At 70.7% G+C, this 20,922-nt stretch carries 15 protein-coding genes and 1 riboswitch; of the genes, 9 read left to right on the top strand and 6 right to left on the bottom strand.

Annotated elements, in window-relative coordinates; genetic code table 11:
* Nucleotides 1-47: 47 nt before the first annotated feature.
* The 3 genes from MW290_RS31250 to MW290_RS31240 are packed head-to-tail and all read right to left on the bottom strand — an operon-like array spanning nt 48 to nt 2,540.
* A complete protein-coding gene (locus MW290_RS31250; protein WP_250198221.1) occupies nt 48-1,055 on the bottom strand; it encodes a TraB/GumN family protein in 1,008 nt (335 codons plus the stop codon).
* Nucleotides 1,052-1,534: a retropepsin-like aspartic protease family protein gene (locus tag MW290_RS31245; RefSeq protein WP_250198220.1), complete on the bottom strand. Its 483-nt coding sequence runs from the start codon at nt 1,532-1,534 to the stop codon at nt 1,052-1,054. The genes MW290_RS31250 and MW290_RS31245 overlap by 4 nt, the downstream gene beginning before the upstream one ends.
* Nucleotides 1,535-1,550: 16 nt before the next feature.
* Entirely contained in the window at nt 1,551-2,540 is a 990-nt protein-coding gene (locus MW290_RS31240; RefSeq protein WP_250198219.1) for a fumarylacetoacetate hydrolase family protein, read from the bottom strand.
* A 13-nt stretch (nt 2,541-2,553) separates the two neighbouring features.
* On the opposite strand from MW290_RS31240, the gene MW290_RS31235 reads away from it, so the two are divergent.
* From MW290_RS31235 to MW290_RS31215, 5 genes are all read left to right on the top strand, one after another.
* Nucleotides 2,554-3,738 (top strand): DUF3108 domain-containing protein, encoded by a 1,185-nt coding sequence (locus MW290_RS31235; RefSeq protein ID WP_250198218.1) that lies wholly within the window; start codon nt 2,554-2,556, stop codon nt 3,736-3,738.
* A gap of 187 nt (nt 3,739-3,925) precedes the next feature.
* Nucleotides 3,926-4,210 (top strand): BTH_I0359 family protein, encoded by a 285-nt coding sequence (locus MW290_RS31230; protein ID WP_250198217.1) that lies wholly within the window; start codon nt 3,926-3,928, stop codon nt 4,208-4,210.
* Between the two features lie 66 nt (nt 4,211-4,276).
* Entirely contained in the window at nt 4,277-6,595 is a 2,319-nt protein-coding gene (locus MW290_RS31225; RefSeq protein WP_250198216.1) for an ATP-binding protein, read from the top strand.
* 91 nt (nt 6,596-6,686) lie between these two features.
* A complete protein-coding gene (locus tag MW290_RS31220; RefSeq protein ID WP_250198215.1) occupies nt 6,687-8,822 on the top strand; it encodes a putative bifunctional diguanylate cyclase/phosphodiesterase in 2,136 nt (711 codons plus the stop codon).
* Complete coding sequence (locus MW290_RS31215; protein WP_250198214.1) at nt 8,819-9,871, top strand: homocysteine S-methyltransferase family protein; 1,053 nt, start codon at nt 8,819-8,821, stop codon at nt 9,869-9,871. Before MW290_RS31220 ends, MW290_RS31215 begins: the two co-directional genes overlap by 4 nt.
* A 1-nt stretch (nt 9,872) precedes the next feature.
* Here the strand turns inward: MW290_RS31215 and MW290_RS31210 are convergent, their stop codons facing one another.
* Together MW290_RS31210 and MW290_RS31205 are read right to left on the bottom strand one after the other, a co-directional pair.
* Nucleotides 9,873-10,412, bottom strand: a complete 540-nt coding sequence (locus tag MW290_RS31210) for an OmpA family protein (protein ID WP_250198213.1) — start codon at nt 10,410-10,412, stop codon at nt 9,873-9,875.
* Nucleotides 10,413-10,467: 55 nt separating this feature from the next.
* Nucleotides 10,468-11,193, bottom strand: a complete 726-nt coding sequence (locus tag MW290_RS31205) for an OmpA family protein (protein WP_250198212.1) — start codon at nt 11,191-11,193, stop codon at nt 10,468-10,470.
* A gap of 75 nt (nt 11,194-11,268) precedes the next feature.
* Nucleotides 11,269-11,351: riboswitch (S-adenosyl-L-homocysteine riboswitch) on the top strand.
* A 61-nt stretch (nt 11,352-11,412) separates the two neighbouring features.
* Between MW290_RS31205 and metH the strand changes: the two genes are divergently transcribed.
* From metH to MW290_RS31185, 3 genes are all read left to right on the top strand, one after another.
* The gene (gene metH, locus MW290_RS31200; RefSeq protein WP_250198211.1) at nt 11,413-14,163 is read left to right on the top strand and encodes a methionine synthase; all 2,751 of its coding nucleotides are present in this window, start codon (nt 11,413-11,415) and stop codon (nt 14,161-14,163) included.
* Nucleotides 14,164-14,286: 123 nt separating this feature from the next.
* A complete protein-coding gene (locus tag MW290_RS31190; protein ID WP_310740142.1) occupies nt 14,287-16,194 on the top strand; it encodes a DUF1800 domain-containing protein in 1,908 nt (635 codons plus the stop codon).
* A gap of 2 nt (nt 16,195-16,196) precedes the next feature.
* Nucleotides 16,197-17,726 carry a DUF1501 domain-containing protein gene (locus MW290_RS31185; RefSeq protein ID WP_250198210.1) on the top strand — a complete coding sequence of 510 codons (1,530 nt, stop codon included), beginning with the start codon at nt 16,197-16,199 and terminating at the stop codon, nt 17,724-17,726.
* A gap of 44 nt (nt 17,727-17,770) precedes the next feature.
* On the opposite strand, the gene acpA is transcribed toward MW290_RS31185, so the two are convergent.
* A complete protein-coding gene (acpA, locus tag MW290_RS31180) occupies nt 17,771-19,468 on the bottom strand; it encodes an acid phosphatase (RefSeq protein WP_250198209.1) in 1,698 nt (565 codons plus the stop codon).
* A 209-nt stretch (nt 19,469-19,677) separates the two neighbouring features.
* Here acpA and MW290_RS31175 point away from each other — a divergent pair, with 209 nt between their 5' ends.
* Nucleotides 19,678-20,922 (top strand): cytochrome-c peroxidase, encoded by a 1,245-nt coding sequence (locus MW290_RS31175; protein WP_250198208.1) that lies wholly within the window; start codon nt 19,678-19,680, stop codon nt 20,920-20,922.

Below are 20,922 nucleotides of genomic sequence, written 5' to 3'. Positions count from 1 at the left end.
ATTGTGCACAGCGGTGGCGGTGCCGCGGCGCCGCCGCCGCCGTGGGTCTAGCGCAGCGGCACCCGCACCACCGTGAAACCGCGCTGCGCCAGCAGCCGCGGCAAGGCCTGCGGGCCGGTCATGTGCAGCGCGCCCACGGCCACGAACAGGCGGCGGCCCTCCCGGTGCAGCGCCTCGATGCGCTCGGCCAGGCCGGGGTTGCGCTCGTCGTTCAGGCGCTGCAGCTGGCGGCGGTCCTCGTCGGTCTCCACGCATTCGCACCACTGGTCGTAGCGCTCCAGCTGTGCCAAGTCGCCGCGGGCCCACACGTCGGCCAGGCGCACCACCATGCCGCGGGTGCGGTCGGCTTCCAGCTGCTCCACCATCTGCTGCACCAGGCGCTGGGCCTCGGCCGGGTCGGGGGGCACCAGCGCGGCCATCTGCAGCTCGGGCGTTTCCAGTGACACGATCCTGCGGCGCAGCGTGCTCATGAAGCCGGTGAGCGCGAATTCCTGCGCATAGGCCGGGTCCAGCCCGTCCACGCGGGCGGCCAGGGTGGTGAGCGCCAGCGCCTGCATCACCGGGTGCTGCTGCCCCAGCTGCGGCAGGCAGGCGGCGCGGATCAGCTGGTCGAGCCGCGCCTGCAGCGCAGGCGGCAGCGGCGGCGCATCGGCGCCGGGCGCGGCCATGCTGTCGGCCACCTTGCGGGCCAGCGCGGGGTCGCTGAAGTCCAGCTCCAGCGCCAAGGTGTCGCTGGAGCGCAGCGCCTCGCTCACCGTCGGTCCGGGCACGGCCCAGGCCAGCTTGCCCACGTGCACCGTGCCGTAGAGGTAGCCGCCCTGGCCGTCCCTCTCGAAGCGCCACAGGAAGCCGTGGTCGCGCGCCTGCGCGATGGCGGTGCGCAGCTGCTCGGGCGTGGGCTGCGTGGCCACCGGCGGGCAGTCGGTGCGCGGCGCCGGCTCGGCCGCCACCGCGGGCAGCCCCCACAGCCCGGCCATGGCGGTGGCCACGGCCAGCAGGCGCCGCCAGCCCAGGCGGTTGAACGGGAAGGGGCGCATCGGGCAGGTGGGGTTCATGGGCTCGGCGGTTCAAAGCGCAGCACGCCGCCGCGCTGGCTGAAGTGCATCTTCGACAGCACGTCCATGCCCAGCAGCGGCGCTTCCAGCGCGGGCAGCACCGTCACCCGCAGCCGCTCGGCGCTGACGCCGCCCTGCAGCTCGATGTCGGCGCGGGCCACGCTGCCGCGCACCACGCCACCGGCGGTGGAGGAGGTCACGCTGCCTTCCATCACCAGCCGCGCCTCTTCGGCCAGTGACTGCGGCAACGCGGTGCTGGTGGCGCCGGTGTCCACCAGGAAATCGACCGCGATGCCGTTGACCCGGCCCGGCCAGTGGAAGTGGCCGTCGGGCCCCCGGCGCAGTTCCACCACGCCGCCCTGGCTGCTGAAGCGGCTGCGCTGCTGTTCGGCCTGCCACCACTCCACGCCGAGGAACACGGCCACGCCGATCACCAGCCACAGCGTGACCAGCTTGAAGGTGCGCGATACCTCGCTCATCGGGCTGCCGGCGCGCTCAGCGCGCGTCCTCCACGTGCACCGTCTGCTCGATGGCGCCGAACACGCTCTGGCCGTCGGCGCCCTTCATCTCGATGCGGATGGTGTCGCCGTCCTGCATGAAGCCGGTCTTGGGCTCGCCGCCTTCGATGGTCTCGATCGCCCGTTTCTCGGCGATGCAGGCATAGCCGCGCGACCAGTCCTTGTTGCTGACGGTGCCGCTGCCCACGATGCTGCCGGCGCGCACCCGCCGTGTGCGGGCCATGTGCGCGATCAGCTGGCCGAAGTGGAAGGTCATCTCCGGGCCGGCTTCGGTCAGGCCCACGGTGCGGCCGTTCCAGGTGCTTTGCAGCGTCAGGTGCAGGCGGCCGCCGCGCCAGGCCTCGCCCAGCTCGTCGGGCGTCACCGCCACCGGGCTGAAGGCGGTGGCCGGCTTGCTCTGGAAAAATCCGAAGCCCTTGGCCAGCTCGGAAGGGATCAGGTGGCGCAGGCTCCAGTCGTTGGCCAGCATCAGCAGGCGTATGCCTTCCAGCGCCCGCTCGGGTCCGCAACCCATCGGGATGTCGCCGGTGACCACCGCCAGCTCGGCCTCGAAGTCGATGCCCCAGGCCTCGTCGCCGAACTTGGCGGGGTCGCACGGACCCAGGAAGTCGTCGCTGCCGCCTTGGTACATCAGCGGGTCGGTGTAGAAACTCTCGGGCACCTCGGCTTTGCGGGCGCGACGCACCAGCTCCACGTGGTTGATGTAGGCTGAGCCGTCGGCCCACTGGTAGGCCCGCGGCAGCGGCGCCATGCACTTGGCGGGCTCGAACGCAAATCCATGCCGTGCCTTGCCCTGGTTCAGGGTCTGGTACAGGTCTTCCAGCTGTGGGCTGATGAAGTTCCAGTCGTCCAGCAGCTGCTGCATCCGCGTGGCGATGCCGGTCGCAAAATGGGCTGTGGTGAGGTCGCGGGACACCACCACCAGCTGGCCGTCCCGCGATCCATCCTTGTACGTAGCGAGTTTCATGAAAGCGATTGTGATGGCAGCCCCTGCCAACGGACTGTGGCGTCGCCGCTGGGTGCTGGCTGGCGTGGCCTCGGCCATCGTCGGGGCGCATGCCTGGGGCCTGGGCGCCGTGGGCGGCGCCGCCGCCCGCCAGGCCGAGCCGCCGGCGACGGCGCGGCCCGCACCCTTCACCGTGCGCAGCCTGGCAGCCCAGGCGCTGCCGGTGTCGCTGGCCCAGCCGGTGGCGGCCGAGGCTGCTGCGCCTGCGACCGCGCCTGCGCCTGCGGCGCCGCGCGCTGCGCAGGCGCAACCGGCGGCGCCGGAGCAGGCCGAGCCCGAACCCGAGCCTCTGGGCCCCGTGTCCGATGCCGATGCGCGGCCGCAGCCCTTGGCCGAGCTGCCGCAGACCGAAGCGACGGAGGTACCGGCCCCGCCGCCGCCGGCCGAGGAAGGCCCGTCGTCGCCGCCTCCCGGCCCTGACGGCGGTGCGGTGGCGATGGCCGCTGCCACCGGTGCGGCGACCGCCGCTGCCGCCGCGCCGGCCGCCGCCCGCGCCGAAACGGTGCAGGTGCCGGTGTACGCCACCCGGCTGGCGGCACCTTTCAGTGCCCGCTACCAGCTCAAGCGCGGCATGCTTTCGGGCAGCGGCACGCTGCGCTGGTCGCCCTCGGCCGACGGCAGCCGCTACGAGGCACGGCTGGACGGCAGCGTGGCCGGCTTCAACGTGCTGGACTGGAACAGCACCGGTGCCATCGACCGCGCCGGCGTGGCGCCGGAGCGCTTTTTGATCCGCCGACGTGGCAAGGACGCGCAGGCCGCCAACTTCCAGCGGGCGGCGGGCAAGATCACCTACTCCGGTCCGTCGGTGCAGTTCGACCTGCCGCCGGGCGCGCAGGACCGGCTGAGCTGGATGCTGCAGATTGGCGGCGTGCTCAATGCGGCGCCCAAGCGCTTCAATGTCGGCTCGCGCATCGTGTTCTTCGTCTCGGGTGCCCGGGGCGATGCCGATGTGTGGCAGTTCAGCGTGGCGGGCCTGGAAAGCGTGGCCTTGGGCGGTGGCCGCGAGACCCTGGCGCTGAAGCTGGTGCGTGAGCCGCGCAAGGCCTACGACACCCATGTGGAGATCTGGCTGGACCCGGCCAAGGAGCACCGCCCCGTCAAGGCCCGCCTGTCAACCAGCGGCAACGACGATGCCTTGGAGCTGCTCCCCATGGATTGATGGGGCCCCCAAGCTCGCTTCGCTCGCTGCCCCCCAGGGGGGCGCGTCCAGCCTTGGGGCGGCCCGGCGGCTGGACATGGCCCCCAAGCTCGCTGCAGGCCGGCCGTTTGCCCTGTCAACCGCAAACCGCCTTCATGGCTTGAATATTGCGGCAGCGGCGCCAACTGGCCTGCAAGGAGAGAACTCCATGTTGATGCTCTACAACTCGGACAATTTTGCGGTGGTGCAGTTCGACCTGCCGGGCGACAGCGCCGCGGTGGAACCTACCGGCAACGACCCCGCGCTCACCCGCGGCGGCTATGAAATCGTCGACAAGTTCGCCCGCAAGGAAATCTTCCTGGAAGGGGCGATGGCCGAAAGCTTCAAGGTCGGCGTCGAGGCGCTGATCCAGACCAGCCCTTCGGAAGACGAACTGGACGACTACATCGCCCGCTTCACCCAGCTGGCGCAGAACCCGGTGGTTCTCCATTGATTTGAGAAGGGCTTGCCCAGCCCCGGTGGCTGGGCGAACATGCGGCGTCCACCGATGCCGCGTGCCGTGACTGCCACCGCCGACGTACCGCTGCTGCTGTCCCCCGACCTGCGCGAAGCCCCCGTGCTGGACCGCATGTGCTCGCGCTTCGTGCTGGCGCTCACCATGCGCCATGCCGGCCGTTTCAACCTGCGCCGCGACTGGAACAGCCTGCTCTCGCTCACCGGCCGCCACCTGGCCTGGCCGCAGCCGGTGCTGCAGCGGCTGCGGGCCTTCCTGGCGCAGCGCTGCCAGCACAACGAACACTGGCGCGGCCATGAGGCGCTGGCCGACGACGCCTTCCTGCAGCGCCACGGCCACTGGCGCGGCCCCTACGAAGAAGGCACCGTCTTTTTCTACATCGACGAGTACATCAAGGACGCGCCCAAGGACCTGCTGACGGTGCTCACCGCCACCGGCCAGTGGCTGGAGCGCAGCCTGAAGAAGGAATCCACCCTCGTCGAGAAGAACATCGACGCGCTGGCCGGCCTTCTGCAGCTCAATGCCGCCGAGCGGGCGCTGCTGCTCTACGGCACCTTGGCCCGCTACCAGCGCGACCTGCGCGGCCTGCTGGTGGAGTTCAAGGTCTCCAGCGCGCAGGAGGCCTATGCCGCCATCGCCGAAGTGGCCGGCGTCGACCAGCGCGACGTGGCCGAGGCCCTGCGCGCCGGCTCGCGGCTCGAGCGCATTGGCATGGTCGAGAACCTGATCTCGGAGCACAACATCACCGACCTGGCCGACCTGATGAAGGTCAGCGACCAGCTGCCGCCGGTGCTGATGCGCGAGTACCACGGCCCCAACGACCTGATGGCCGTGTTCACCCGGCCGGCCCATGCCAGCGAGCTGCAGCCGGCCGATTTCCAGTTCGTGGCCGACGACCTGGCCGTGCTGGCCGGGCTGCTGCGCAATGCGGTGGCGCAGAAGGCGCCGGGCGTCAACGTGCTGCTGTACGGCCCGCCCGGCACCGGCAAGACCGAGCTGGCCAAGGTGGCCGCACAGGCCGCCGGGCTGACGCTGTACGAGGTGGAATACGCCGACCGCGACGGCCATTCCCTCTCGGGCCGAGACCGCTACCGCTCGCTGCAGATCAGCCAGGTGTTCCTCAAGACCAGCCCGCAGGTGGCCTTGCTGTTCGACGAGGTGGAGGACGTGTTCCCGCCGATTTCCACCGACACCGCCCAGCTGATGGCCCGGCTGGACAGCAGCGATGCGCCCAGCGGCAGCGTCAGCGGCAAGGCCTGGGTCAACCAGATCCTGGAAACCAATCCGGTGCCAGTGATCTGGGTCACCAACCGCATCGAGCAGATCGACCCCGCCTTCCGCCGCCGCTTCCAGTACCACCTGGAGCTCAAGTCGCCGCCGCCCGGCGCGCGTGAGGCCCTGGTGGCCCGCGCACTGGCCGAGGTGCCGGTGCGCGACGGTTTCGCGGCCCGGCTGGCCGAGCGCCGCGGCCTCACCCCCGCGCAGATCCGCACCGCGGTGCGCTTTGCGCGGCTGGCGCAGGCGTCCGATGCCGACGGCGCCGCCATCGAGGCGCTGATCGAGCGCCAGCTGGGCAATGCCGACAAGGCGCTGGGCCAGTCGGCTGCGCAACGGCCGGCGCGGCCGGTGGTGACGCGCTACGACTTGTCGCTGCTGAACGTGGAAACGCGGTTCGAGCTGACGCGCATCATCGAGTCGCTGGGCCGGCGCAGCCATGGCACGCTGTGTTTCCATGGCGCGCCGGGCACCGGCAAGACGGCGCTGGCCGAGCACATCGCCCAGTCGCTGCAGCGGCCCTTGATGGTGCGCCAGGCCAGCGACCTGGTGAGCAAGTTCGTCGGCGAGACCGAGCAGAACCTGGCCCGCATGTTCGAGGAGGCCGACACCGAAGGCGCGGTGCTGCTGCTGGACGAGGCCGACAGCTTCCTGCGCAGCCGCCAGCGGGCCGAACGCACCTACGAGGTGACCGAGGTCAACGAGATGCTGCAGTGCATGGAGCGCTTTGCCGGCGTCTTCATCTGCACCACCAACCTGTTCGACGAGCTGGACGAAGCCGCGCTGCGCCGCTTCACCTTCAAGATCCGCTTCAACCCGCTGACGGCGGCGCAGCGGCTGCGCATGTTCGCGGCCGAGGCCCTGGCCGGCGATGAGGCGGCGCTCACGGCCGAGCAGCGCAGCCGCCTCGCCCAGCTCGACCAGCTGACGCCCGGCGACTTTGCCGCGGTGCAGCGCCAGGCCGACTTGCTGGGCGATCTGTTCGACCCCGACGGTTTCCTGGCCCAGCTGGAAAGCGAGCACCGCGCCAAGCCGGCGGTGCGCCAGCGGCGGGGCATGGGCTTCGTCGGCGCCGGCCGCCAACCGTAACGGTGCTCAAGCCAGCCGCCGGCGTGCCGACAACGCCCTGCGGGTGGTGCCTCCACTCGGTGAGCAGTACAGCCGAATGGAAGCCAGTTCGATGTCCCTGCGCTACGACACCTCCGTCGTGGCGCTGTCCTACTTGATCGCAACGCTGGCGTCCTTCGTCGCGCTGGACCTGGCGCACCGCGTGCGCGGTGGCGACCGGGCGATGGCTTTTGCCTGGTGGTTCGGCGGCTCGCTGGCCATGGGCACTGGCATCTGGTCGATGCACTTCGTGGGCATGCAGGCGCTGCAGCTGCCCGTCGAGGTGGGCTACGACCTGCACTGGACGGTGGTGTCCTGGGTGGCGGGCGTGCTGTCGTCCGCTATCGCGCTGGGCATCGCCACCCGGGCGCAGCTGCGCTGGACCACCTTGAGCGGTGGCGCGCTGTCCATCGGGCTGGGCATCTCGGCCATGCACTACATCGGCATGGCGGCGCTGCGCATGGCGCCCGGCATCGTGTGGCACCGACCCACGGTGGTGGCCTCGGTGGCGGTGGCCGTCGTGGCCTCGGCGGCCGCGCTGCTCATCTTCTTCTGGCTGCGGCGCTTCACCCGCATGGCCGCGCGCGCCGGGCAACTGGCGGCTGCGCTGGTGATGGGCGCGGCCATCTGCGGCATGCACTACACCGGCATGGCGGCGGCTTCGTTCCCTGCCGGGGCCGTGTGCCTGAGCGTCGACGGGCTGCGCGGCGACGGCCTGGGCGTGATGGTGTCGGTGGCGGCGGCGGTGCTGCTGTCGCTCACCCTGTGCACCTCCATCCTCGATGCGCAGCTGCAGGGTCGGGCGCAGAAGCTGGCGCAGTCGCTCCAGGCGGCCAACGAAGAGCTTCACCAGCTGGCCTTCCGCGATGCGCTCACCGGCCTGCCCAACCGCCTGCTGTTCGACGACCGCGTGACGCAGGCGGTGGAGCGCCGGCAGCGCCACGGCAGCCGGCTGGCGGTGCTGTTCGTCGACCTGGACGGCTTCAAGCCGATCAACGATTCCTTCGGCCACGGCTTTGGCGACCAGGTGCTCCAGGAAATGGCGCGCCGCCTGGCCGCCACCGCGCGGGCCACCGACACCGTGGCCCGCGTGGGCGGCGACGAGTTCGTGCTGCTGCTGGAGTCCGACGTCAACGAAACCGCCATCGCCCAGCTGGCGCAGCGGCTGATCCAGGCGCTGTCGCTGCCGGTGCGGCTGCAGGAGCGCGAGGTCAGCCTGTCGTGCTCGGTGGGCATTGCGCTGGACACCGACGGCACCGTGGCCGCCAAGCTGATGGCGCATGCCGATTCGGCCATGTACGCGGCCAAGCGCGCGGGCGGCAGCAGCTTCGCCTTCTTCGAGCCGCACATGGACGCCCATGTGCGCGAGCAGGTGGAGCTGCAGCGCGACCTGCGGCTGGCGCTGGAGCGCGGCGAACTGGAGCTGCACTACCAGCCCAAGGTCTCGGGCGATGGCCGCACCATCACTGGCGCCGAGGCGCTGGCCCGCTGGCGCCATCCGCAGCGCGGGCTGGTCAGCCCGGCGGTGTTCATTCCCATCGCCGAGCGCTTCGGCCTCATCGGCGCGCTGGGCGACTGGGTGATCCAGCAGGCCTGCACCCAGGTGCGGCAATGGCTGGGCCAGGGCCTGCGGGTGCGGGTGGCCATCAACCTGTCGGTGCACCAGCTGCGGCAGGACGACCTGGTCCAACGGGTGCAGGGGGCGATCGACCAGCACCGGATCGACCCCACGCTGCTGACCTTCGAGATCACCGAATCGGTGGCGATGGAGGACGCCGAGGGCACGCTGCGCACCTTCGAGCGGTTGTCGGCCATCGGCGTGCACCTGTCGATCGACGACTTCGGCACCGGCTACTCCAGCCTCTCGTACCTGCGGCGGCTGCAGGCCGGGCAGCTCAAGATCGACCGCGCTTTCGTGCGCGACCTGGAGAGCAGCGCCGACGCGCGCGCCATCGTCGAGGCGGTGGTGCGCCTGGCCCATGCGCTGGGCCTGAAGGTGGTGGCCGAAGGCGTGGAAACCGCGGGCCAGCGCGACGTGCTGCATGCACTGGGCTGCGACGAGCTGCAGGGCTTTCTCTTCGCGCGGCCGATGCAGCCGCACCTGATGGCGTTGTGGGCGCAAGGGGAGGGCCGGCCCACCGCGCTGGACTTCCGCGAATCGGCCTATGTGCCGGAGGACGAGGCCGCCTCCCTAGAATCCAGGGCATGAACTACACCCGTGCCGCCCGTCTGCCCGAGCTGCTGGCCCAGCGCATCGTCATCATCGACGGCGCCATGGGCACCATGATCCAGCGCTACAAGCTCAGCGAGGCCGACTTCCGCAGCGAGCGGCTGAAGGACCACACCAAGGACCTGAAGGGCAACAACGACCTGCTGGTGCTGACGCGGCCGGACGTGATCCGCGAGATCCACGACCAGTACCTGGCCGCCGGCGCCGACCTGATCGAGACCAACACCTTCGGCGCCACCTCCATCGCCCAGGAAGACTACGGCCTGGAAGGCCTGGCCTACGAGATGAACGTGGCCGCCGCCCGGCTGGCACGCCAGGCCTGCGACGCGGCCAGCACGCCCGACAAGCCGCGCTTCGTGGCCGGCGCGCTGGGCCCGACGCCGCGCACCGCCAGCATCAGCCCCGACGTCAACGACCCGGCGGCCCGCAACGTGAGCTTCGAGGCGCTGCGCGCGGCCTACTACGAGCAGGCGCAAGGCCTGCTGGACGGCGGCTGCGACCTGTTCCTGATCGAGACCATCTTCGACACGCTCAATGCCAAGGCGGCCATCTTCGCGCTGGACGAGCTGATGGAAGCCACCGGCGAGCGGCTGCCGGTGATCATCTCCGGCACCGTCACCGATGCATCGGGCCGCATCCTGTCGGGCCAGACGGTCACCGCCTTCTGGCATTCGGTGCGCCATGCCAAGCCCATCGCGGTGGGCCTGAACTGCGCGCTGGGCGCGGCGCTGATGCGCCCCTACATCGAGGAGCTGGGCAAGGCGGCGCCCGATACCGCCATCTCCTGCTACCCGAACGCCGGCCTGCCCAACCCGATGAGCGACACCGGCTTCGACGAGACACCCGACGTCACCGGCGGGCTGATGGAGGAGTTCGCGAAGAGCGGCTTCCTCAATATCGTCGGCGGCTGCTGCGGCACCACCCCCGACCACATCGCCGCCATCGCGCAGCGCGTGTCGGCCTACCGGCCGCGCAGCCGGCGCGACCCGCTGTTCAGCGGGCTGGTCCAGGAAGAGGCCGAGGCCTGATTCAGGTGCCGCCGCCGGTGGTGTTGATCTGCAGCCGCAGGCGCAGCGCGGCGCCGTCGGCCGTGCTCGCGCTGATGCGCGAGGCTTCCACCCCGCGGCTGGTGAGGTAGCGGGTCACCGCTTCCAGCCGTCGGCGGCCCAGCGCGGCCTCGGCTTCGGCGGGCGGCGCCACCGCCACCACCAGCAGTTCGCGGCGGCGCAGGCTTTCGGCCACCCGGTCCAGCACCGCGGCCAGCGGCGGCTTGATGCCCACCTGGCCAGGGTCGAACGCGAACTTGGCCGGCACGTCCACCCGCAACTGGTCGCCGCGGTCGTTGCTGATGGCCACCGGCGTGCCGCTGAACCATTGCTGCAGCCATTGCTGCTCGGCCATCAGGGCCGCGGGCGCCGCCGCCCGGCGGTCCGCCTCGCTGGCAGGCGGGCCGGCCGGCTCACTGGCGCCACGCGGGCGGGTGGCGCAGCCAGCGAGCAAGGCCAGCGCGGCGCACAGGCCGGCCGCGCCGGCCCGGGCCGTGGGGTGTCGGTGCTTCAAGTGGGTCATGGCGCGATTGCAGCCCGCGCCCGTGTCTGGCGCGTGCTGTCGTGTGTAAGCCTTGTCAGCCGGGGTTTCCGTTGATCACCAGGCGCACCGGCGAGCCGGGCAGGCCGTCGGCTTCGGTGATGCGGGTGGGCGAGATGGCGGCGCTGAAGAAGTGCTCGCGCACCCGCGCGCTGCGCTCGCGCGCCAGCGAGGCGGGGCCGGCCGAGTCGGGCGGCGCCTCGATGCGCATCTGCAGCGTGGGCTGGCGTTCCAGGCTGCTGCGAACGCGCGACAGCACTGCGGCCAGCGGCGGCTTGACGGCGGCGGTGCCCAGGTCGAAGCAGAACTCGGCCGGCACCTCCACCAGCAGCGTGCCGTCGCCCTGCGGCGCGATCACCACCGGCGTGCCGTCGAACCACTGCTGCAGCCAGCGAGTTTCGGTGGCCAGCGGGCTGTTCTCTGGCGGCAGCAGCGGCACGCCGGGCTGGGTCTCGGTGGTGGTGGAAGGGGCGCTGGCGCCCGGCAGGGCCGGCAGCGGAGGCTGCTGCGCCGCTTCGGCCGAGGGGGCCACCGGCATCGGCGTGGCCACCGAGGGCGGCTCGACCGGCGGCGCCGGTGGCGCGGGCAGCGCCGGCAGCAACGGCGCCGTGCTGGAGCCCGCAGCACCCGTGCTGGAGCCAGCAGCGCCACTGCTGCTGCGCGGCGGGGGCAGGTCCAGCGGCACCTTGGTGCCGCAGCCCGACAGCACCGCGGCCGCCAGCAGCGCCGCACCGACCCCGGTTGATCGACTCCACCACTGCATTCGTGATCTCCTGACTGAGTTGTCTTGCCGGGGCATTGTGCAGGGCGGGCGGGCTGCATCGCTAAAATCGGTCGCTTGTCCGAGGAGCGTTGCGACGGCCGCACGGCCGCCAGGCTCGGACAGCGGGCATCTCCCGTCTGCAACGACGCTCACCCGGCGCGGACGACGTTGCGGGTGGGCCGCAGCCGACTCGCCGCACCGGATCCCTGGATTGCTGCCATGTCCGACGTTTCCGCTGCCCGTCCGCTCAACGCCCCTGAACCCGCCCCGCTGCGCCTGGCCGGCCTGGAGCCCGTCACCATCGGCCCGGGCACGCTCTTCGTCAACATCGGCGAGCGCACCAACGTCACCGGCTCCAAGGCCTTCGCGCGGATGATCCTCAACGGCCAGTTCGAGGAAGCGCTGGCCGTGGCCCGCCAGCAGGTGGAAAACGGCGCCCAGGTCATCGACGTCAACATGGACGAGGCGATGCTGGACTCGCAGGCGGCGATGGTGCGCTTCCTCAACCTGATCGCCAGCGAGCCCGAGATCGCGCGGGTGCCGATCATGGTGGACTCGTCCAAGTGGTCGGTGATCGAGGCCGGGCTGCGCTGCATTCAGGGCAAGGGCATCGTCAACAGCATCAGCCTGAAAGAGGGCGAGGCCGAGTTCAAGCGCCAGGCCACGCTGGTGCGGCGCTATGGCGCCGCCGCGGTGGTGATGGCCTTCGACGAGAAGGGCCAGGCCGACACCTACCAGCGCAAGATCGAGATCTGCGAGCGGGCCTACCGCATGCTGGTGGACGAGGTGGGCTTCCCGCCCGAGGACATCATCTTCGACCCCAACATCTTCGCCATCGCCACCGGCATCGAGGAGCACGACAACTACGCGGTCGACTTCATCGAGGCCACCCGCTGGATCAAGCAGAACCTGCCGGGCGCCAAGGTGTCGGGCGGCGTCAGCAACGTGAGCTTCAGCTTCCGCGGCAACGACCCGGTGCGCGAAGCCATCCACACCGTGTTCCTGTACCACGCCATCCAGGCGGGCATGGACATGGGCATCGTCAACGCCGGCATGGTGGGCGTGTACGACGACCTGGAGCCGGTGCTGCGCGAGCGGGTGGAGGACGTGGTGCTGAACCGCCGGCCCGATGCCGGCGAGCGCCTGGTGGAGATCGCCGAATCGGCCAAGGGCGCGGCCAAGGACGACAGCGCCCGCCTGGCCTGGCGCGCGCTGCCGGTGGCCGAGCGCCTGTCGCATGCGCTGGTGCACGGCATCACCGAGTTCATCGTCGAGGACACCGAAGAGGTGTGGCAGCAGATCCGCGCCGACGGTGGCCGCCCGCTGCACGTGATCGAGGGCCCGCTGATGGCCGGCATGAACGTGGTGGGCGACCTCTTCGGCGCCGGCAAGATGTTCCTGCCCCAGGTGGTCAAGAGCGCGCGGGTGATGAAGCAGGCCGTGGCCCACCTGCTGCCCTACATCGAAGAGGAAAAGCGCCTGCTGGTGGCCGCCGGCGGCGATGCCAAGCCGAAGGGCAAGATCGTCATCGCCACCGTCAAGGGCGACGTGCACGACATCGGCAAGAACATCGTCACCGTGGTCCTGCAGTGCAACAACTACGAGGTGGTGAACATGGGCGTGATGGTGCCTTGCCAGGAGATCCTGGCCAAGGCGCGGGAGGAGGGCGCCGACATCATCGGCCTCTCGGGCCTGATCACCCCCAGCCTGGAAGAGATGCAGTACGTGGCCGCCGAGATGCAGCGCGACGAGTTCTTCCGCAGCAAGAAGGTGCCGCTGCTGATCGGCGGCGCCACCACCAGCCGCGTGCACACCGCGGTGAAGATCGCGCCCCACTACGAAGGCCCGGTGGTGTACGTGCCCGATGCCTCGCGCAGCGTGGGCGTGTGCTCGGAGCTGCTGTCCGACGAGCGGGCCGCCCGCTTCATCGACGAGATCACCGCCGACTACGCCAAGGTGCGTGAGCAGCATGCCAACAAGAAGGCGACGCCGCTGGTGACGCTGGCCGAGGCCCGCGCCAACAAGACGCCGATCGACTGGGCGGCCTTCCAGCCGACCAAGCCGCGCTTCCTGGGCCGCCGCGTGTTCCGCAACTACGACCTGGCCGAGCTGGCCGCCTGTATCGACTGGACGCCCTTCTTCCAGACCTGGGACCTGGCCGGCCGCTTCCCCGACATCCTGCGCGACGAGATCGTCGGCGACTCGGCCACCCGCGTGTTCAGCGACGGCAAGCGCATGCTGCAACGGCTGATCGAGGGCCGCTGGCTGCACTGCGACGGCGTCATCGGCCTGTACCCGGCCAACACGGTGAACGACGACGACATCGAGATCTACGCCGACGAGTCGCGCACCGAGGTGCTGATGACCTGGCGCGGCCTGCGCATGCAGACCGTGCGGCCGGTGGTCGATGGCGTCAAGCGCCCCAACCGCTGCCTGGCCGACTTCGTGGCGCCCAAGGGCACGCGGGCCGACTACGTGGGCCTGTTCGCGGTGAGCGCGCAGGGTGTGGAAAAGAAGGAAAAGCAGTTCCTGGACGACCACGACGACTACTCGGCCATCATGCTCAAGGCCCTGGCCGACCGGCTGGCCGAAGCCTTCGCCGAGCGGCTGCACCAGCGCGTGCGCACCGAGTTCTGGGGCTATGCGCCCACCGAGGCGCTGAGCAACGAAGAACTGATCGCCGAGCGCTACCAGGGCATCCGCCCCGCGCCGGGCTACCCCGCCTGCCCCGACCACCTGCCCAAGCGCGACATGTTCCGGGTGCTGGAGGCCGGCGACGTGGGCATGGCGCTGACCGAGAGCCTGGCGATGACGCCGGCGGCCGCGGTCAGCGGCTTCTACCTGGCGCATCCGGAAGCGGCGTACTTCAACGTCGGCAAGATCGGCGACGACCAGCTGGCCGACTGGCAGGCCCGCAACGCCCTGGACGAGCGCGACGCCCGCCGTGCGCTGGCCCCGCTGTTGAACTGAGCCGCTCTGTTGCAACTGCCGGGAAGGCCCGGCGGTTCAGGCGAATGAAGACCTTGGGTCACCGTGACCCCGCGCCGATAAGCCCCTGAGTGACGCAGGCGAGTGCCTGCAGCAGGGGTTGTGGTGGACAAGGTTTCAACGACGGCGCTGGCGCGCCCGCAGTCCGCACGCGTGGTGCGGTGGATGATGATCAGCGTGGCGGCGGCCGCCCTGGCCGCTTGCGGCGGTGGCGGCGGCGGTTCTTCCAGCGTGGCCGTGGGGGCCAATACGTCGCCGGGCTCGACGACCGACACCGGCACGGCGGCGCCTGCGCCTGCACCGGCCCCCGCGCCTTCACCGGCCCCGGCACCTGCCCCGACGCCGGCGCCCGCGCCGGCCCCTGCCGCCGACCCCTCGCTGGCCACCGCCAGCACGCGGGCCGAGGCGCAGCGCTTCCTCGACCAGGCCAGCTTCGGCGGCACCGCAGGCGAGATCGACCGCGTGATGGCCCTGGGCTATGCCGCCTGGATCGACGACCAGTTCGCCCGACCGGGCGGCTCGCTGCGTGCCACGTGGGACGCCGCCAATGCCGCGCTGCAGGCGGCCGACGCCACCAAGTCGGCCGGCCAGCGCGAGGTGCTGGACGCCTTCTACCGCGAAGCCGTCACCGGCGATGCCCAGCTGCGCATGCGCGTGGGCTTCGCGCTGTCCGAGATCTTCGTCGTCTCGTTCCAGAACGACAGCCTGAGCAACAACGGCCGCGCGCTGGCCGGCTACATGGACATGCTGCGCGGCAATGCCTTCGGCAGCTACCGCCAGCTGCTGGAAGGCGTGGCGCTGCATCCGGCGATGGGCCTGTACCTGTCGCACATGCGCAACCAGAAGGAAAACACCGCCGCCGGCCGCGTGCCCGACGAGAACTTCGCGCGCGAGGTGATGCAGCTGTTCTCCATCGGCCTGTACCAGCTCAATGCCGACGGCAGCCGCAAGCTGGACGCCAGCGGCGCGCCGATCGCCACCTACAGCCACGACGACATCGCCGGGCTGGCCAAGGTGTTCACCGGCTTCAGCTACGCGGGCCCGGACACCCACAACAACCGCTTCTGGGGTGCCACCGGCTACCAGGACGCCGACCGCATGTGGAAGCCGATGCAGGGCTATCCGCAGTTCCATTCCACCAGCGAGAAGCGCTTCCTCGGCACCGTGGTGCCGGCCCAGGGCACGGCGCAGCCGATGGTCAGCCTGAAGGCGGCGCTGGACACGCTGGCCGCCCACCCCAACGTCGGCCCCTTCATCGGCCGCCAGCTGATCCAGCGGCTGGTCACCAGCCACCCCAGCCCGGCCTACGTGGCCCGGGTGTCGGCGGCCTTCAGCGGCTCGGGCGGCGACCTCAAGGCCACCGTCAAGGCGGTGCTGCTGGATGCCGAAGCACGCAGCCCCAGCGCCGCCCGCGACCCCGCCTTCGGCAAGCTGCGCGAGCCGGTGCTGCGGCTCACCGCCACGCTGCGTGCGCTGGGCGCCACTTCGGACTCCGGCAGCTGGCTGATCAGCAACACCGACGACCCGGCCACCGCGCTGGCCCAGACGCCGCTGCGCTCGCCCTCGGTCTTCAACTTCTTCCGCCCCGGCTACGTGGCGCCGGGCACGCTGTCGGGCGCCGCCGGCCTCACCGCGCCCGAGCTGCAGCTCACGCATGAATCGTCGGTGGCCGGCTACGCCAACTACATGCGGTCCGGCCTGCAGTCGGGCTGGGGCATGAACGGCCTGGACGGCAAGGCCACCCGGCGCGACGTGCAGCTGGACTTCAGCGCCGACGATGCGCTGGCCGACCAGCCCGAAGCGCTGGTGGACCGCGCCGCCACCCGCCTGCTGGGCGCCGTGGCCCCGGCCGCGCTGCGCGGCGAGCTGCTCACCGCGGTGCAGTCGGTGGCCATTCCGGTGGCGCGTGCCGATGGCAGCAACGCAGCGCAGATCGCCAGTGCGCGCCGCAACCGCGTGCTGATCGCCTACTTCCTGGTGCTGGTGTCCCCCGAATTCCTCGTGCAGAAATGACCATGGACCGCTCCGTCAACGTTTCCCGCCGCGCCTTCCTGCAACGGGCGGCCGCGCTGTCCTCGCTGGGCGCCGCCGCTACGCCGCTGGCCCTCAACCTGGCCGCGATGGGTCAGGCCAGCGCCCAGACCGCCGGTGATTACAAGGCGCTGGTGTGCCTGTTCATGAACGGCGGCAACGACGCCTTCAACATGGTGCTGCCCACCGACGCCGCCAGCTGGCAGGCCTACACCACGGTGCGCAACCAGGCGCCCGATCCCATCAACCTGCGGGCTGCGGGCACCGCGCCGGTGGCCACCGCGGCCATCGGCTCGCCCGACCGCCTGGGCGGCGTGCTGCCCATCGACCCGGTGAATAACCAGGGCCGCAGCTTTGCGCTGCACCCGGTGATGACCGGCGCCCGCGACCTGTTCGCGGCCGGCCGCCTGGCCGTGCTGCCCAACATCGGGCCGCTGGTGCGGCCGATGACGCGCACCGACTACGGTAACGCCGCCTTCCCGCGGCCGGCCAGCCTGTTCTCGCACAACGACCAGCAGGCCGCGTGGCAGACCCTGGGTGCCGAAGGCAGCACCGCCGGCTGGGGTGGCCGCATGGGCGACCTGCTGATGGCCGGCAACAGCGGCGCCACCTTCACCGCGGTATCGGCGGCCGGCAGCGCCGTGTGGCTGGCCGGGCGCAGCGTGCTGCAGTACCAGGTCTCGGCCAGCAGCGGCGCGATGCGCATCGGCGGCCAGGGCGCCACCACGCTGTTCGGCTCGGCCGCGGCGATGAACAGCATGCGCAACGTGATGCGCAATGCCCGCAGCACCGACCTGCTGGCGCGCGACCATGCTGCCATCGTCGGCCGGTCGATCGATGCCGAGCAACTGGTGTCGGCCGCGCTGCCGGCCGCCAACCAGGCCCCTTACGAAGCCACCGGCAGCAACGCCGGCCTCAGCAGCTCGCTGCTCTGGTACGACACCATGGCCGGCACCCGCGCGCTCAACCCGCTGGCGCAGCAGCTGCAGGTGGTGGCCCGCCTGATGGCCGCGCGCGACGCGCTGGGCGTGCGCCGGCAGGTGTTCTTCGTCAACCTGGGCGGCTTCGACACCCACGACGCGCAGAACCGCACGCAGGCCGAGCTGCTGGCCCGGCTGTCCCACGCCATGGCCTACTTCGACGGCGTGCTGGGCGCGATGGGCCTGCGCGAGAGCGTCACCAGCTTCACCGCCAGCGACTTCGGCCGCACCTTCACCAGCAATGGCGACGGCACCGACCACGGCTGGGGTGCGCACCACTTCGTGTTCGGCGGCTCGGTGCGCGGCCGCGACCTCTACGGCACGTTCCCGCAGCTGGGCCTGCCCGATGGCCGCGGCGGCTTCAACAGCCCTGACCAGATCGGCAACGGCGCGCTGCTGCCCACCACCTCGGTAGAGCAACTGGGCGCCACGCTGGGCCGCTGGTTCGGCCTCAGCGACGGTCAACTGCTCGACCTGTTCCCGAACCTGCTGAACTTCGACGCCAGCCGGCGGAACCTCGGCTTCATGGGCTGATGTAGCCCCCAAGCTCGCTGCGGGGCTGAGGCCCTCCAAGCGTGTCAGTTCAGCTGCAACGCATGGGTCAGGTCGCCCATCGCCGGGCTGCCATTGGCCTTGAGGGCGGCATCCCGGGTGGTCAGGCCGGGCAGGGCGTCCAGGCCGAAGGTGCGGGTGATCAGCCGCAGCACCGAGCCGGTGTCGTACGGCGTGTGGTCCACCGTCCCCTTCCTGGCCAGCGGCGAGATCACCAGCGCCGGAATGCGGGTGCCGGGGCCCAGCAGGTCGCCCTTGGGCGGGGCCACGTGGTCCCAGGTGCCGCCGAACTCGTCGTAGGTCACCACGATGACCATGTTGTTCCACTGCGGGCTGGCTTGCAGCTTGGTGATGAGGTCGGCGATCTTCTGGTCGGCGTCTGCGATGTTGGCGTAGCCGGGGTGCTGGTTGTACAGGCCTTCGGGCTTGTAGAAGCTCACCGCGGGCAAGGTGCCGGCGGCGGCATCGGCCACCAGGTCGGTGTAGTCCTTCAGGTGGGTGCTGCGGTAGGCGGCGCCGGTCACCGGGTCGGCCTTGGCGTAGTAGTTGAACGGCTGGTGGTGCGGCTGGAAGTCGACGTTGGCGGTGGTGGCCACGCCGTAGCTGTTGCCGGCGTAGATCACCGAGCGCGGGGTGGCCGGGTCCTGCATGCCATCTTGCAGCGCGCTGTTCCAGGCGCCGCCGTACCACTTCCAGCTCACGTTGCGCGCATCCAGCAGGTCGCCGATGGTGGTGGCCGTCTGCGGCGGCAGCGTGGTGGGCTTGGCGGCATTGGCGTACAGGGCGTTGCTGCCCGCCACGCTGGCCGGCGCATTGCCGCTTGGCTGGTAGGGCGGCTGCATGGTGTTGACCGCGTAGAACTTGCCATCGCCGAAGTAGTTGGCGGGCGTGATGTTGCCGCTGAGCACGTAGCTGGGCGGGCCGTCCAGGGCCGAGGCCGGGCTGGTGTTCCTGGTGGTCAGCGTGGGGGTGTACTTGCCGTTGGCATCCTTGTTGAGCACGGCGATGGTGGGCGCCGCGGCCGCGGTGTCGGCGCCCGGATATTCGGGCGCGCAGGCGCAGATCAGGTACTGGTGGTTCAGGAACGAGCCGCCGAAAGCGCCCTGGAAGAAGTTGTCGGCCAGCACGTATTGCTGGGCCAGCTTGTACATGGCCGAAGCGCTGTAGTCGAAGTGCCCCATGGTCAGGCCGCCTGCGTCCGACCAGGCGGCGAACATGTCGTTGGCACCGCCGTTGATCTGCATCTGGTTCTCGAAGAACCGGTGGTACAGGTCACGCGTCACGGTGGTGGTGGTGAGCGTGGCATTGGCGCTGGCCTTGAAGGCCGTCTCGATGGAGAAGGGGGCGTTGGCCAGGCCGGCGCTCTGCGCCTGCGTCACCACCGGGGTCACGCCACCGGCGGTCACGCCGCCCCAGGTCTGCGGCAGGGTGGCCAGCACCGAGCCGTTGCGGTCCTTCTGCGGCACGTAGGCCGAGGTCAGCTGGCCGTTGGCGCCGTAGAGGCTGCCGAGTCCGTTGGCACCCGGGAAGTTGCCGTACAGGCCGTCGAACGAGCGGTTCTCGGCGTAGATGACGACCACGTTCTTGACCTTGGCGCGCAAGGCGCTGGTGGTGTCGACGCTGGTGCTGTCGCTGTCGTTGAGGCTGAAGCAGGCGCTCAGGGCCAAAGCGGTCAAGGGGGTCGTGAAAAACACGAGGCGGCTGACCGGGGTGCGGCTGTGCATGGTGGCGTGTGCAGGAAGTTGGCGAAGGCTGCAAAGCAGTCTTCAGAGCCTCCATGACAGCGGAGTTACGTGCACGGCCTCGCGCCATCACATCCCGCAGGCGTACAGCGAAGCGACAGCTTGGCGGGCCTCCATGACCGCGAGATGTCATGCCGATGCCATGGGACGCGCCAAAGAATGTGGGCGTGTTCATGGAGAGAGCCGGGCCGGTGAGAGTCGTATCGATCGCAGTGCAGATGTCGCTGCTGGTGGCAGGTGTGTTCTTCCAGCCCAGCCAGGCCGCGCCGGCCGGGGCGGCTCAGCCCTTCTACGGCACCACGTTCGAGCGCCAACCCTCGGCGGCCGAGCTGACCGAACTGGGCCGGCGCCTCTTCAGTGAGCCCGCGCTCTCGGCTTCGCAGCGCATGAGCTGCGCCACCTGCCACAGCCCGCAACATGCCTACGGGCCTGCGAATGCGCTGGCGGTTCAGCTGGGCGGCCCCGATGGACGCCAGCAGGGCCTGCGGGCCGTGCCCTCGCTGCGCTACCGTCAGGCCACGCCGCCCTTCAGCGAGCATTTCAACGACACCGATGGCAACGACGGCATCGACCAGGGGCCGACGGGCGGGCGCACCTGGGACGGCCGCGCCGATTCCACGCACGAGCAGGCTGCGCTGCCGCTGCTGTCGCCGCTGGAAATGGCCAATCACGACAGCGCCGAGGTGGTCGCCCGTCTGGCGGCATCGCCCAGTGCGGCAGCCTTTCGCGGCACGTTCGGGCCGCAGGTGCTGGCCCAGCCTGACAAGGCCTGGAAGGGGCTGCTGTGGGCGCTGGAGGTGTTCCAGCAGAGCCCGGCCGACTTCTACCCGTACAGCAGCCGCTACGACGACTTCCTGCGGGGCCGGGCGGACCTCAGCGCTGCCGAGCGCCGCGGGCTGGCGGTGTTCAACGACCCCAACAAGGGCAACTGCTTCCAGTGCCACCCGGGCGCCATCAAGCGCGGCGTCTTCCCGGAGTTCACCGACCACGGCCTGATCGCCCTGGGCGTGCCGCGCAACGCGGCCATCCATGCCAACGCGCACCGGTCCTGGTACGACCTCGGCCTGTGCGGGCCGCTGCGCACCGACCTCAAGGACCACCCCGAATACTGCGGCCTCTTCAAGACGCCCAGCCTGCGCAACGTGGCGGTGCGCCAGGCCTTCTTCCACAACGGCGTGTACCACCGGCTGGAAGACGCGGTGCGCTTTTACGCCGAGCGCGATGTGCACCCGGCCCGGGTGTATCCGCGCGGCCCCGATGGCCGCGTCAAGCGCTTCGACGACCTGCCGGCCCGCTACCGCGCCAACCTGAACACCGAGGCGCCTTTCGGCACCGGCCCGCAGGGCCAGCCGCGGCTGAGCGAAGCGGACATGCAGGACCTGGTGGCCTTTCTGCGCACGCTGACCGACAGCGACCTGCCGGCGGCCGGCCGCTGA

The organism is Aquincola tertiaricarbonis (assembly GCF_023573145.1).
Taxonomy (GTDB): Bacteria; Pseudomonadota; Gammaproteobacteria; order Burkholderiales; family Burkholderiaceae_C; genus Aquincola; species Aquincola tertiaricarbonis_B.
The sequence above is the reverse complement of the archived record's forward strand: the minus strand, read 5'-3'. Positions and strand labels throughout refer to the sequence as shown.

Bases quoted from the DNA above. Each gene is read 5' to 3' on its own strand.
- MW290_RS31240 (WP_250198219.1), bottom strand. From the start codon at position 2,540: ATGAAACTCGCTACGTACAAGGATGGATCGCGGGACGGCCAGCTGGTG.
- MW290_RS31235 (WP_250198218.1), top strand. From the start codon at position 2,554: ATGGCAGCCCCTGCCAACGGACTGTGGCGTCGCCGCTGGGTGCTGGCT.
- acpA (WP_250198209.1), bottom strand. From the start codon at position 19,468: ATGCACAGCCGCACCCCGGTCAGCCGCCTCGTGTTTTTCACGACCCCC.
- MW290_RS31210 (WP_250198213.1), bottom strand. From the start codon at position 10,412: ATGACCCACTTGAAGCACCGACACCCCACGGCCCGGGCCGGCGCGGCC.
- metH (WP_250198211.1), top strand. From the start codon at position 11,413: ATGTCCGACGTTTCCGCTGCCCGTCCGCTCAACGCCCCTGAACCCGCC.
- MW290_RS31245 (WP_250198220.1), bottom strand. From the start codon at position 1,534: ATGAGCGAGGTATCGCGCACCTTCAAGCTGGTCACGCTGTGGCTGGTG.
- MW290_RS31215 (WP_250198214.1), top strand. From the start codon at position 8,819: ATGAACTACACCCGTGCCGCCCGTCTGCCCGAGCTGCTGGCCCAGCGC.
- MW290_RS31185 (WP_250198210.1), top strand. From the start codon at position 16,197: ATGGACCGCTCCGTCAACGTTTCCCGCCGCGCCTTCCTGCAACGGGCG.
- MW290_RS31205 (WP_250198212.1), bottom strand. From the start codon at position 11,193: ATGCAGTGGTGGAGTCGATCAACCGGGGTCGGTGCGGCGCTGCTGGCG.
- MW290_RS31220 (WP_250198215.1), top strand. From the start codon at position 6,687: ATGTCCCTGCGCTACGACACCTCCGTCGTGGCGCTGTCCTACTTGATC.
- MW290_RS31250 (WP_250198221.1), bottom strand. From the start codon at position 1,055: ATGAACCCCACCTGCCCGATGCGCCCCTTCCCGTTCAACCGCCTGGGC.
- MW290_RS31230 (WP_250198217.1), top strand. From the start codon at position 3,926: ATGTTGATGCTCTACAACTCGGACAATTTTGCGGTGGTGCAGTTCGAC.